This is a genomic window from Staphylococcus canis (assembly GCF_016238445.1).
Taxonomy (GTDB): domain Bacteria; phylum Bacillota; class Bacilli; order Staphylococcales; family Staphylococcaceae; genus Staphylococcus; species Staphylococcus canis.
The window spans coordinates 1-13,021 of record NZ_JABANU010000014.1 but is presented as its reverse complement, the minus strand read 5'-3'; the positions used below and the strand labels follow the sequence as shown (position 1 = coordinate 13,021).

12 protein-coding genes are annotated in these 13,021 nt (G+C 34.0%); 9 read left to right on the top strand and 3 right to left on the bottom strand.

Annotation, left to right across the window (positions count from 1 at the left end):
• Positions 1–52: 52 nt before the first annotated feature.
• From HHH54_RS06515 to HHH54_RS06485, 7 genes are all read left to right on the top strand, one after another.
• Positions 53–1,537: a UDP-N-acetylmuramoyl-L-alanyl-D-glutamate--L-lysine ligase gene (locus HHH54_RS06515; protein ID WP_198618038.1), complete on the top strand. Its 1,485-nt coding sequence runs from the start codon at positions 53–55 to the stop codon at positions 1,535–1,537.
• Positions 1,527–1,766, top strand: coding sequence for a YueH family protein (locus tag HHH54_RS06510; protein WP_198618037.1), 240 nt, complete (start codon positions 1,527–1,529; stop codon positions 1,764–1,766). Before HHH54_RS06515 ends, HHH54_RS06510 begins: the two co-directional genes overlap by 11 nt.
• An 18-nt stretch (positions 1,767–1,784) precedes the next feature.
• Positions 1,785–3,347, top strand: coding sequence for a peptide chain release factor 3 (locus HHH54_RS06505; RefSeq protein WP_198618036.1), 1,563 nt, complete (start codon positions 1,785–1,787; stop codon positions 3,345–3,347).
• Between the two features lie 284 nt (positions 3,348–3,631).
• On the top strand, positions 3,632–4,435 hold the full coding sequence (locus HHH54_RS06500) for a TerC family protein (protein ID WP_198618035.1): 804 nt from the start codon (positions 3,632–3,634) through the stop codon (positions 4,433–4,435).
• Positions 4,436–4,585: 150 nt separating this feature from the next.
• Positions 4,586–6,217: a S1C family serine protease gene (locus HHH54_RS06495; protein ID WP_198618034.1), complete on the top strand. Its 1,632-nt coding sequence runs from the start codon at positions 4,586–4,588 to the stop codon at positions 6,215–6,217.
• Positions 6,218–6,233: 16 nt separating this feature from the next.
• Positions 6,234–7,592: a TrkH family potassium uptake protein gene (locus HHH54_RS06490; RefSeq protein WP_198618033.1), complete on the top strand. Its 1,359-nt coding sequence runs from the start codon at positions 6,234–6,236 to the stop codon at positions 7,590–7,592.
• 161 nt (positions 7,593–7,753) lie between these two features.
• Positions 7,754–9,271 (top strand): bifunctional metallophosphatase/5'-nucleotidase, encoded by a 1,518-nt coding sequence (locus HHH54_RS06485; protein WP_198618032.1) that lies wholly within the window; start codon positions 7,754–7,756, stop codon positions 9,269–9,271.
• A gap of 85 nt (positions 9,272–9,356) precedes the next feature.
• Here the strand turns inward: HHH54_RS06485 and HHH54_RS06480 are convergent, their stop codons facing one another.
• Positions 9,357–9,959, bottom strand: a complete 603-nt coding sequence (locus HHH54_RS06480; protein WP_198618031.1) for a CPBP family glutamic-type intramembrane protease — start codon at positions 9,957–9,959, stop codon at positions 9,357–9,359.
• A 6-nt stretch (positions 9,960–9,965) separates the two neighbouring features.
• The gene (locus HHH54_RS06475; protein ID WP_198618030.1) at positions 9,966–10,151 is read right to left on the bottom strand and encodes a YkvS family protein; all 186 of its coding nucleotides are present in this window, start codon (positions 10,149–10,151) and stop codon (positions 9,966–9,968) included.
• A gap of 186 nt (positions 10,152–10,337) precedes the next feature.
• On the opposite strand from HHH54_RS06475, the gene lplA reads away from it, so the two are divergent.
• Positions 10,338–11,330, top strand: coding sequence for a lipoate--protein ligase (gene lplA / locus HHH54_RS06470; protein ID WP_198618029.1), 993 nt, complete (start codon positions 10,338–10,340; stop codon positions 11,328–11,330).
• Between the two features lie 69 nt (positions 11,331–11,399).
• Here the strand turns inward: lplA and HHH54_RS06465 are convergent, their stop codons facing one another.
• Positions 11,400–11,618, bottom strand: a complete 219-nt coding sequence (locus HHH54_RS06465) for an IDEAL domain-containing protein (RefSeq protein WP_198618028.1) — start codon at positions 11,616–11,618, stop codon at positions 11,400–11,402.
• A gap of 285 nt (positions 11,619–11,903) precedes the next feature.
• On the opposite strand from HHH54_RS06465, the gene HHH54_RS06460 reads away from it, so the two are divergent.
• The gene (locus HHH54_RS06460; protein WP_198618027.1) at positions 11,904–12,515 is read left to right on the top strand and encodes a competence protein ComK; all 612 of its coding nucleotides are present in this window, start codon (positions 11,904–11,906) and stop codon (positions 12,513–12,515) included.
• Positions 12,516–13,021 lie beyond the last annotated feature (506 nt).

The window sequence follows — 13,021 nt, the reverse complement described above, 5'->3', positions numbered from 1 at the left end:
TTGAATATAAAAGGTGTATAATACATAAATGGATAAAAAAGGAGAGATATGAGTGGATGCGCAACAGCTATTCGAACATGTATTAATAAAAAAAGTAATTGGTAATTTAGATATTCAAATAGATGATATTACGACAGATTCACGTACGGCTAAAAAAGGAAGTATATTTGTGGCTTCTGTTGGTTATACAGTGGATAGTCACCGATTTGCTCAAAGCGTAGTTGAACAGGGATGTCAATGTGTTGTTGTAAATCATGAACTAGACCTTAAAGGTGATGTAACACAAGTGATTGTTCCAGATACGTTGAGAGTAGCAAGTCACATTGCACATCGTTTGTATAATTATCCGAGTCAACATCTGACAACAATTGGAGTTACAGGAACAAACGGTAAAACATCAATTGCGACAATGATTCATCATATTTATCGTCATCTTGGTAAAGGCAGTGCTTACCTTGGTACAAATGGTTTTCAACTCAATGAAACAATCACAAAAGGTGCCAATACGACACCTGAAACAGTTTCTCTGACTAAGAAGATGCATGAAGCAGTTCAAGCGGGCGCTGAAGCGATGACTTTAGAAGTTTCTTCGCATGGGCTATCTTTAGGACGTCTTAGTGGAGTGGAATTTGATATTGCGATTTTTTCAAACTTAACCCAAGATCATCTGGATTTTCACGGTACAATGGAAGCTTATGGTCATGCTAAGTCATTATTATTTAGTCAATTAGGTCAAGATTTAACTAAAACGAAATATGCAATTATTAATAACGATGATGATTTTTCTACATATTTACGTTCCGTGACACCATACGAAACAATCACATACGCGATTGAGTCAGATGCACAGTTTACAGCTCAAAATATACAAGAATCCCTACAAGGTGTAACATTCGATTTTGTGACGCCATTTGGTACATTCAACGTACAGTCGCCATATGTTGGTCGCTTCAACGTTTTAAATATTATGGCAGCGATTTTAGCAGTATGGGCGAAAGGAGCGGATATGCAATCGATTATTAATGTTGTTTCTGAATTAGAGCCTGTTGAAGGTCGTCTAGAGGTGTTAGACCCTTCATTACCTATAGATTTGATTATTGACTATGCACATACAGCAGACGGTATGACAAAGTTGATAGATGCTGTAGAACCATTTGTAAAACAGAAACTCATATTTTTAGTGGGAATGGCTGGTGAGCGTGATTTAACGAAAACCCCTGAAATGGGGCGTGTCGCTTCACGAGCAGATTATGTGATTTTCACGCCAGACAATCCAGCAAATGATGATCCTAAAATGTTAACAGCTGAACTCGCAAAAGGTGCGACACATTCAAATTATGTGGAATTTACAGATCGTGCAGAAGGTATTCGTCATGCTATTCAAGTTGCTGAGCCTGGAGATACGGTAGTACTTGCTTCAAAAGGAAGAGAACCATACCAAATCATGCCAGGACATGTAAAAGTCCCGCATAGAGATGATTTAATTGGTTTAGAAGCTGCATATAAAAAATTTGGAGGCGGTCCTCTTGAAAATTAGAGAAAGTCATAGTGAACAGTACTCTGCAAAAGTTTTTATATATCAAAATAAAAAAGAAGATTATTTTGTGGTTTCTATTCCAGATTTATTATGGTCTATTCAAATAGATGGAGAGTTGTATGGAGAAGCACTTACTGAACATCTCTTTATTCATTTGTTCAATGTTTTAGAGGAAGATGAAGCCCAAGTATTAGCTTTAAGAATCACGAACTGGATACAAGAAACTTAAAAATAAAGGAGTTTATATATGAGCATAAAAAATGAAGTGGAATCTCGAAAAACCTTTGCGATTATTTCTCACCCGGATGCTGGGAAGACGACATTAACGGAAAAGTTACTCTTCTTTAGCGGTGCGATTCGTGAAGCTGGGACAGTTAAAGGAAAGAAAACAGGTAAATTTGCAACAAGTGACTGGATGAAAGTAGAACAAGAACGTGGTATTTCTGTTACAAGTTCTGTCATGCAGTTTGATTATGATGATTATAAAATTAATATTCTAGATACACCAGGGCATGAAGATTTCTCTGAAGATACGTATCGTACACTCATGGCAGTTGATAGTGCTGTCATGGTTATTGACTGTGCTAAAGGGATTGAACCGCAAACGTTAAAATTATTTAAAGTATGTAAAATGCGTGGTATTCCTATTTTTACATTTATCAACAAATTAGACCGAGTGGGGAAAGAACCATTCGAATTACTAGATGAAATCGAGTCAACACTCGGTATTGAAACCTATCCAATGAATTGGCCGATAGGTATGGGTCAAAACTTTTTTGGAATCATTGATCGCAAGACACGTTCAATCGAACCATTTAGAGATGAAGAAAACACATTGCATATTAATAAAGACTATGAATTAGAAGAGCAACATGATATTGCTCATGACAGTGCGTTTCAACAAGCAATTGAAGAAATGATGCTTGTTGAAGAAGCGGGAGAGAGTTTTGATAAAGATGCATTGATGACAGGAGATTTAACACCTGTATTCTTTGGTTCAGCATTAGCGAATTTTGGTGTTCAAAATTTCTTGAATGCCTATGTTGATTTTGCACCAATGCCACACTCACGTCAAACTGAAGAAGAGGTTGAAGTGAGTCCATTTGATGAAGCATTTTCTGGTTTTATCTTTAAAATACAAGCAAATATGGATCCAAAACACCGAGATCGTATTGCGTTTATGAGAGTCGTGAGTGGTGCTTTTGAACGTGGTATGAATGTGAAATTACAGCGCACTGGTAAAAGTCAAAAAATTACACGATCTACAAGTTTTATGGCAGATGATAAAGAAACAGTCAATCATGCTGTGAGTGGTGACATTATTGGTTTGTATGATACGGGAAATTATCAAATTGGAGATACGTTAGTAGGCGGTAATCAAAAATTCAATTTTAAAGCCTTACCACAATTCACGCCGGAAATCTTTATGAAAGTGTCACCTAAAAATGTAATGAAGCAAAAACATTTCCATAAAGGGATTGAGCAATTGGTTCAAGAAGGTGCGATTCAATATTATAAATCTCCACATACCAATCAAATTATACTCGGTGCTGTGGGTCAACTTCAATTTGAGGTATTTGAGCACCGTATGAAAAATGAATATAACGTAGATGTTGTGATGGAACCTGTGGGTAAAAAGATCGCGCGCTGGATTGAAAATGAAGAAGACATTCAAGAAAAAATGAATACAAGTCGTTCAATTCTTGTGAATGACCGTTACGACAACAAAGTGTTTTTATTTGAGAATGATTTTGCGACACGTTGGTTTGAAGAAAAATTCCCTGAAATTAAGTTATACAGTCTATTATAGGATTAAATAAATCTTTAAAACTACTGTTATTTTTAAAATAATATGGGTATAATGGCTATATCATAATTAAATAACCTATGACTTTTGGTCAGAGGGGAGTAACTTGGGGATTGATTCTTGATTTCAATCTCACGCTTTGTCGTCATTACGAAGAATAATATCTTCCGGTGAAGCGGGCAATGTATGCTAGGTGAGACCTTTGCTATTAATTTAGCATAGGTCTTTTAATTTTGTCTCAGTTCAATATGGTGAACTGATCATAAAAATAAGGAGTTGTCTTATTCATGGATCCAAGTTTAATCTTATCCTACGGTTGGGTTGTCCTAGTTTTAGTATTTTTAGAAGGATTACTTGCAGCAGATAACGCAATCGTTATGGCCGTGATGGTTAAGCACTTACCACCAAAACAACGTAAGAAAGCGTTGTTCTATGGATTGTTAGGTGCGTTTGTATTTCGTTTCATTGCATTATTTTTAATTAGTATTTTAGCGAACTTCTGGTGGATACAGGCATTAGGTGCAATTTATCTGCTGTATATGTCTGCTAAAAATTTATATGATTTCTTTAAACATAAAAATGATTCAGACAGTCAATCTGAAGACGAAGATACTACAGATGAATCTGAAGCAGAAAAAGAAGTGGATGCCAAAACATTCTGGGCGACAGTTGCAAAAGTAGAATTTGCAGATATTGCGTTTGCGATTGACTCTATGTTAGCTGCTTTAGCGATTGCTGTAACACTGCCAAAAGTGGGTATACATTTTGGCGGTATGGACTTAGGTCAATTTTTAGTGATGTTAACAGGTGGATTAATAGGTGTTGTATTAATGCGTTTTGCAGCAACATTCTTCGTGGAATTATTAAACAAATATCCCGGCTTAGAAGTAGCTGCATTTGCGATTGTTGGATGGGTAGGTATTAAATTAGTAATTTTAGTACTTGCACACGACGATATCGGTATTATTCCACATGACTTCCCACACTCTACAACATGGCAAATTATTTTCTGGGTCGTGATGATTGGTCTAGTTGCAGCAGGATGGTTTACATCAGTTGTCCGTAATAAAAAGCACAAATCTAAATCTTAATAACTAGAACCTTATGAAGAATGGTACAAAGCACTTAATTCATTTGTATCATTCTTTTAATTATTTTTTTCAAATACATATGAAATATTACAGAAATTTAGTGAATGATATGGCATAATAGTAAGAAAGATATTATAGGAGGGGCATGCCATGAAAAATGATGAAAAGCATGTGATTCCACGACGTCAATACAAGAGACAGCGCCGTGAGTTTTTTCATAATGAAGAACGTGAACAACGTATCATTGCTCAACAAAAGCAGCAAGCACTAAAAGCGCAAAAAGAAAAAGAACAAATTAAAAATAATGAAGAGCGTGTGAAGGATAATTTAAGAAAAGCACGTGTCGAGAAGATTACACATGAAGACTATGAGCATAAAATGGATACATCAAGCAATGATGGAGAACAAACAGTTTCAGGTTTAACTACGTCATCTGGAAAATCTGCATCTCAAAAAGATGATGCTATTTCTAAAAAGCAACAAAACTTATATAAGCAACAAGCTAAACATATTCAACAAGCGCATCAAAAACCGAAAGAGCAGTCAACGCCGCCTGCCTCCCTTACAGAAAAAGAAACACATAACGATGAGAACGTACAAGCCGATACAAAACATCAGTATCATTCACAGAAGGATTGGACAGAAAAAGTAACAACATTTCTTTCAAAAGAATGGGCTAAAATGCTCGTTTTATTAGCAATTTTGTTGATTCTATTCTTACTCTATTCAATTTTTAATAATGTCAATCATGATCGTCAAGGTAATAATGAAACAGTGAATGCTCAAAGTAAAACTGTTACAAACACTATGAAAAATGCTGAAATTGCAACGCATTCGGTTGTTTCGATTGAAAATAATAACACACAAGTTCCTGATACAGTTGAGGATGTCCAATCACAAGCACAAATAGAAAACGAAAGTGGATCAGGTGTCGTCTACAAAAAGGTGGGCGACACTCTTTATATATTAACGAATGCGCATGTCGTAGGTGATCGAAAAACACATGAGTTAACTTATGATAAAAATAAAAAAATTCAAGGGCAAGTGATTGGTAAAGATAAGTGGACGGACATAGCAGTTATGACAGTAAAAGCACCTAAGAATAATTTTCTTAAGCCTTTATCTCTTGGCGATTCTAATCATTTAGTACTTGGAGAACCTATTATTGTTGTAGGAAACCCTTTAAGTCTTGATTTTCAAAATACAGTAGGTGAAGGTATTATTTCAGGATTAGATCGTAATGTACCAGTTGATATTGATAGAGATAACCAGTATGATATGCTAATGCATGCCTTCCAAGTTGATGCGCCTATTAATCCTGGTGATTCAGGGGGCGCAGTTATCGATCAAAATGGCAATTTAATCGGTATCGCTTCTCTCAAAATCAGTATGCCTAATGTCGAGAATATGGCGTTTGCCATTCCTATTAACGATGCATTAAAAATTGCTGATACATTAGTAGATAAAGGAGAAGTGCAACACCCTAATACAATGATTAAGCTCGAAAATGTTGCAGATATCGATGCCACAGCACGTCAAACATTGAATATTCAAAAATCTTTACAAGACGGTGTGATTGTAAGAGCGATTGACCCTAATAGTCCAGCGCAAGGTACAGATTTAAAAGTGAATGATGTTATCATTGCTGTGGATGGTCAACCGATAAAAAATACTTTAGAGTATAGACAGAAGATATTTCAACATACAGATATGCAAAAGAACGTTAAGCTTAAAGTATCACAAGACGGGGAGGTTAAAGAAATCTCTTTTAAATTGAAATAAACGATAGGGTGAGAAGATGTCGATTGTTCAACAATTATTAAAAAAAGCAAGTCCGCAACAAGGGATAGTGATGTACTATATTGTAGCGATTATAGGTGCTTTTTTATTACTTAATTTACCAGGGGTTCATAAACCTGGTGTAACGGTTAAACCTATCGATACATTGTTTGTTGCAGTTTCTGGTGTGAGTGTTACAGGTCTTACACCTGTTAATATTTCTGAAACATACAGTGCTTTTGGATATATTATTATTTTAATTATTTTAAATATTGGCGGCATCGGTGTTATGGCGATAGGTACATTGTTATGGGTTGTATTAGGAAAACGGATTGGTATTCGGGAAAGACAATTAATTATGCTTGATAATAATAGGGATAAAATGAGTGGGACAGTACAGCTGATTCTAGATATTGTACGTACAATTTTGGTGATTGAACTGGTCGGAGCGCTCTTTTTGACTTTCTATTTTTATCGAGATCTTCATAATATTGAATCTGCAGTATTACAAGGTGTCTTTGTATCTATCTCAGCAACGACTAATGGTGGGTTAGATATTACAGGAGAGTCTCTGATACCTTATGCAAATGATTATTTTGTACAAACGATTGTTATGATGTTAATCATATTAGGATCTATTGGCTTTCCAGTTCTGTTAGAAATTAAAGCTTACATTAAAAATAAAATACCTAATTTTAGATTTACGCTTTTTGCTAAAGTGACTACAGTGACTTATCTGATTATATTAGTGGGTGGTATACTAGGGATTTTATTAATAGAAAGTCGCGGTGTATTTGTAAATGAGTCATGGCACAAAATATTATTTTATAGCATGTTCCAATCAGTGACAACGAGAAGTGCTGGTCTCCAAACCTTTGATGTCTCTCAATTTTCAGACGCTACGAATCTATTTTTAGGTGCACTTATGTTTATTGGATCTTCTCCAAGCTCTGTCGGTGGTGGTATCAGAACGACTACATTTGCGATTTTAATATTGTTTATAATTAACTATAAACCAAACGCAGAACGTTCATCGATTAAAGTATTTAACCGTGAAATTCACTCCCAAGATATTCAGCGATCATTTGCGGTATTTATCATCGCAATTTTCTTAGTCTTCTTAGGAACATTTATTATGATGATTAATGAAGGCTCAGGTATGCCGTTTATTAAAATTTATTTTGAAGTGATGTCTGCGTTCGGAACCTGTGGATTATCAACTGGGATTACGTCTGATTTAACTAATGTTTCTAAATGCGTACTTATGGTTTTAATGTTTATCGGACGAGTCGGCTTGATATCATTTATCATTATGATTAGTGGGAATCGAGAGCCTGCTAAGTTCCATTATCCAAAAGAAAGCATTCAAATTGGTTAATCATACCATATTCCAAATGAGTAAAAGGATGAATACCTACCAACTGTGTAGATTTCATCCTTTTTGCTTTTGAATCTAAGAAAGCGCTTTGACACCTTTAAGGCTACTTGATGGTCAGTCATATGTTAGAATGAGTGTAACAAAGACAGGGGTGAGGGTATATGACGCAACATGATACGATACATATTCATATTTTAGCGACGTCTGATATGCATAGTCATATATTAAATGAGAATAATTCATCTCATATATATAGAGCAGGCACATATATTGATGAGGTGCGTCGCCAACATCAAAATGTACTACTATTCGATAATGGAAGTAGTTTAGCAGGCAGTATCACGGCTTTTTACTACGCTGTGATTGCTCCATATAAACGTCATCCTATGATTAAATTGATGAATGAATTGGAGTATGATGCGAGTGGTGTCAGTGCTAATGAATTTAAATTTGGATTGCCATTTTTAAATAAATCTGTAGCACTTGCGCGTTTTCAATGGCTTTCAGCAAATATTGAGTATAAAGTGACGAAAGAGCCTTATTTTTCAACACCGTATATGATTAAAGATATTGAAGGTATACGTATTGCAGTAGTAGGTATCACTTCAGAAGGGTTAATGCGAAACGAACAAATTGAAATGGAACGAGATGTTTCAGTTGAAAAAGCAACATTTTCGGCGAAACGATGGATTCGTTATATTTATGAAAAAGAGGAACCTGAATTTTTGATTGTTTTATATCATGGTGGCTTATCGAAAATGAGTCGAGGAACAGATATGAAAGATGCCAATCAAGCAGAGGAAATTATGAATCAAATTGGAATAGCAGATTTGTTTATTACGGGTCACCAACATGAAACAGCGATTGAACACGATGGACAAACGTTACTTGTACAAGCAGGACAAAATGCGGAAAACATCATTCATGTCGAAGCAACATTTAAAAAGCGTCGAAACAGTTATGAATTACTTAATATGAAACCAGAAATCATCGACTTATCGCAATATGATGAACAACAGGAATTACTTGATATCACATATTATGATCGAAAGGCCATTCATAAATGGAAACATGAAACGGTATCCCAAACACCGATAAATGCGCATTTTGATTCATTTCATGAATTGGTGTCAAAGCAACATCCATTTATTCGATTGCTCCATGAAACAATAGCACAAGCAACAGAAACTGAAATAACATGTGTACATTTACCTTTACCTAATTCAAAAGGATTAAAAGGAAAATTGAAAAACGCAGATATTTATCATGCATACCCACATCCAGATAAACCGATAGATATCACTTTACGGGGAAGTCAAATTAAAGCGCTAATTGAAGAAAGTGTGGCCCATCTTACTATAGAGGATAATGAAATAAAAGTTCACAATATGGATCCGACGTTATATTTATTTTGGAGTGGCTTTGATTATACTGTTGATTTGTCCAAACCAGTACATGAACGCGTGATACAGTTTAATTTGAGACAAGATTATTATTATCGTATTGCTATGACGGATTATTGTTACCGAAATTATCGCGATATCCTTAAAGAGGTGACATTGCATCACATCTACCCACAATCGATGCCAGAATTAATTGCTGGATACTTGTCAGAGCATTCAACGATACCGCAATCTAAATATCAAATAGTGATTGAACATGGTCCAACATTTACTTAGATTGTTTGATACAAAAGGCTGGGATACACTTTAAGTTATGAAGTGATTACCCCAGCCTTTATTTTGATGCTATTCGTCATACTCATTAACCATGAACGATCAATAAAATCACTACTGCTACAATTTGAGCAATTGAAGTCGTGATAATACGGCGTGTTAATGCATAACTTAGTCCTAACACAAGTTGACAGACAAAAATGAAGATAACAATCCACCAACGATCAAGGTAAATAAAAAATGAACTTGATAATAAGGCACTTACAAGAATCCCTATCCAAGCATGATTTGTGATTAAAGTTAGGTGCTTTTGTAATATTGAACGAATATATAATTCATGACACGGCATGACTATAAGCAGTGTTACAAGCATTTGCCATTTAAAATAAACACCAGTACGTGATAGTTGTTTAATCAAAGCTTGATAAGTCAAATCTTGTGTTAACCACGTGAATATGAATTGAATGAATACAAGAACAAGTCCTGTTCCAAGGCCAGTCGCAATGGATGTGAGTAAGCGTTTAGATGTTAAGTCTCTTTGATAAAAGACATAGCTAATCGCTGCAATAAGCATGATTCCAGTATATAATTGCCAATAAACACCTTGCTCACCCCACATGATAAGCAAAATAATATGAAAAACGATAAAGCTTAAAATAAACCATAGGAGTGGCTTGTTAATCTTTCTCATAAGCAATTATCCTTTTTGTTCTACAATTTTGTATCGTTTATGATTAATTACCGTTTTTTCTGGTAAGTCTAAATCATTAAAGTTTTCCATGATTGTTAAGTCTACAATGACCGAATTGTCATTTATTTTTTCGACTTTACCACGAATACCATCGTGAAATTCTACGATATCTCCAACTTCAGCTATTGTCATATACAATACCCCCTCAAGAAAATGAACTAGCATATATTGTACTAAAATTTACAATTTAAATAAACAATTTATGCTTTATTTTGCTATATCGACACATTCTAACACTATTGAAGTTGAAATATTGGAAAAAACTCAATAAATATAGCATAACTGATATAGAACTATATTAAAAAGGAGCATTGTATAATGAAGTTTATTGATAATCATAATCACACAGATCCAACGATTAATCTAGCTATGGAAGAGTACGTGTTAAAAAATGTTCCAATGGATGATGGTGAAAGTTACTTTTTATTTTATATTAATAGACCATCTATTATCGTCGGCAAAAATCAAAATACGATTGAAGAAGTATATCAACCGTACATTGAAAAGCATAATATTGATGTAGTGAGACGTATTTCAGGTGGTGGTGCAGTTTATCATGACTTTGGAAATCTCAATTTTAGTTTTGTAACAAAAGATGATGGTGACAGCTTTCATAATTTTAAAAAATTCACAGAGCCGATTGTCAAAGCTTTAAATGATATGGGAGTAAACGCAGAACTCTCAGGTCGCAATGACATTCAAGTAGGACAAGCTAAAATTTCAGGTAATGCTATGGTTAAAGTTAAGGATCGAATGTTCAGCCATGGTACGTTAATGTTAAACAGTGATTTGGATGAAGTTCAAAATGCATTACGTGTAAACCCTGCAAAAATTCAATCTAAGGGTATCAAATCAGTTAGAAAACGTGTTGCCAATATTCAAGAATTTTTAGAGCATCCAATTGATATTGAAACGTTTAAGAAAAAAATACTTAAACAAATATTTGGCGACGAGGATGTCGAACAATTTATTTTAACTGATGAGGATTGGAAAAATATCGAAGCATTAAGTAATCAAAAATATCGAACATGGAATTGGAATTACGGAAAAAATCCAAAATATAATTTCGAACGTGAACAAAAATTTGAAAAAGGCTTTGTGCAAATTAAGTTGGATGTAAAAAAGGGACGCATCGTGCATGCGAAAATATTTGGAGATTTCTTTGGTGAAGGTGACGTTTCAGATTTAGAATATGCACTTGAAGATGTATCACATCAAAAAGAAGCGATTCAAGAAGCGTTAGCATCATTTGATATGTATCATTACTTTGGTGATATTAATCGCGAAGACATTATTAGTTTAATGGTATAAAAATAAGTAGGGCTCGTATTCATTAGAATCATGAGTCCTACTTATTTTAGTCTGGAATGCCAACAGGAATTAACCAACGTTTTGAACCTCCAATTGAATATATTCTTCTGTATACATGTTAAACTCCTGCTCATTTTTATGAATCAAAGCTTCATCGATTAAAGCTTTTAGCTCATTCTTTCTTTGATTTTTAAGTGCATCTTCAATAATCATTTCAGCGCCAAGCTGATTTACAACTTGCATTGGATTAGTATGAATATAATTTTTTAAATGTGCTTGTTTTTTCATTTTAATCGCTCCTCTATATTATTTCTTATGAGTGATAAGTTATTTAACAGTATAACGAATGAAAAAGAAAATTGCAATAAGTTTTCTGAATTTTTTAAGTTTTGTCTATATGATGAAAAAAGTAATGATGTAGTTAAATTTATTCTATAAGTATGTTGACTAATTCAAAATTTAGCATATAATTAAGTTTAGATAGAGGTTGTTGTACGAAAAATAAAGTGATGAGATAAAAATATGTTACATATATTTCGTACTTTAATAAAATTTTTATAAGGAGGATTAAACATGTTAAAAGATAATAACCGAGCAATCAAGTCATCTGACATGATTTTAATTCCTAAGGAAAAAAACAACAATCAAATTACAGAGGTATGGCAATTCGATGGTAGTAAAACTATTATTGATTTACCAGTTCAAAAGGTGATGGAACGTAGCTGTCGTTTTTATGGTGACTCATACAGTAACAGGAAAAGCCAAACGAAAATGATTAGTGGGATTTCTAATAAATCACCAATTTTAGTCGCACCTCTCTTTGCTATCTATCTGTTTCCAACACATTCGGATCGAGTATCAGATAATTGTTGGATTAATCCATTTTTTGTAAGAAAGATAAAACCATTAAAAGGAACAAGAACAAAAATTATTTTTGTTAACGATGAGTCTGTGATTATTAATGTGTCTTACCATAGTCTGAAACATCAGATGTTGAATTGTACGTACTTTCATTTTTTAATGCATCGTGAAATGTCCATTAAAAAGGCAGATCCGGATAAGCCAGTGGATTATGAAGCGCCGACATTTAAACTATTTGATGCGATGGCACGATATGCACTGATTGAAAAGGTGAAGTTCGAGAAGTTGAAAAAGAGATTTGATGACGAGGATTTTATTTTTTAAAATAATCATTAAATAGCATATTTTAGAGTATTCAGATGATATTAGGTATTAAACTAACACAACAATTTGAAGTAATAAAGATTGAGGTATTGGGAATATTTAAGGGATCATTTGAATACTCTTTTTATGTTGAATGGGCGATGAATATAATATTAGTTAACTATTTGAGATATATGACAAGCACCTCATAAAGATGTTGAATCCAAATTTAAAGATAGTATATTTTACCGTATGATAGGGGGTGGGACATTAATGTGTCTCAGAACCGAAAACAGGAAGATTTTCATGATGAAAAATAAAAAATCTTCCTGTTTTAATTTTAAAGGCTCTATAATAAATCGGACTGGTGACATTTAATTATAAATGTTGCTTGTCCAATTTTTTTACTTTTTAGATGCAAAAAGACGCAATGACCTCTATTATTAAAAGTGCCAAAACCATAATAAAGGAGATCATGCGTCCATGAATTATTTTATATTAAAAACACTTAACATTAAAGATGAAAA

What these genes read in the sequence shown, in the direction of transcription:
- HHH54_RS06505 (WP_198618036.1), top strand. Translation starts at nt 1,785, where the DNA reads ATGAGCATAAAAAATGAAGTGGAATCTCGAAAAACCTTTGCGATTATT.
- HHH54_RS06500 (WP_198618035.1), top strand. Translation starts at nt 3,632, where the DNA reads ATGGATCCAAGTTTAATCTTATCCTACGGTTGGGTTGTCCTAGTTTTA.
- HHH54_RS06495 (WP_198618034.1), top strand. Translation starts at nt 4,586, where the DNA reads ATGAAAAATGATGAAAAGCATGTGATTCCACGACGTCAATACAAGAGA.
- HHH54_RS06490 (WP_198618033.1), top strand. Translation starts at nt 6,234, where the DNA reads ATGTCGATTGTTCAACAATTATTAAAAAAAGCAAGTCCGCAACAAGGG.
- HHH54_RS06485 (WP_198618032.1), top strand. Translation starts at nt 7,754, where the DNA reads ATGACGCAACATGATACGATACATATTCATATTTTAGCGACGTCTGAT.
- HHH54_RS06480 (WP_198618031.1), bottom strand. Translation starts at nt 9,959, where the DNA reads ATGAGAAAGATTAACAAGCCACTCCTATGGTTTATTTTAAGCTTTATC.
- HHH54_RS06475 (WP_198618030.1), bottom strand. Translation starts at nt 10,151, where the DNA reads ATGACAATAGCTGAAGTTGGAGATATCGTAGAATTTCACGATGGTATT.
- lplA (WP_198618029.1), top strand. Translation starts at nt 10,338, where the DNA reads ATGAAGTTTATTGATAATCATAATCACACAGATCCAACGATTAATCTA.
- HHH54_RS06465 (WP_198618028.1), bottom strand. Translation starts at nt 11,618, where the DNA reads ATGAAAAAACAAGCACATTTAAAAAATTATATTCATACTAATCCAATG.
- HHH54_RS06460 (WP_198618027.1), top strand. Translation starts at nt 11,904, where the DNA reads ATGTTAAAAGATAATAACCGAGCAATCAAGTCATCTGACATGATTTTA.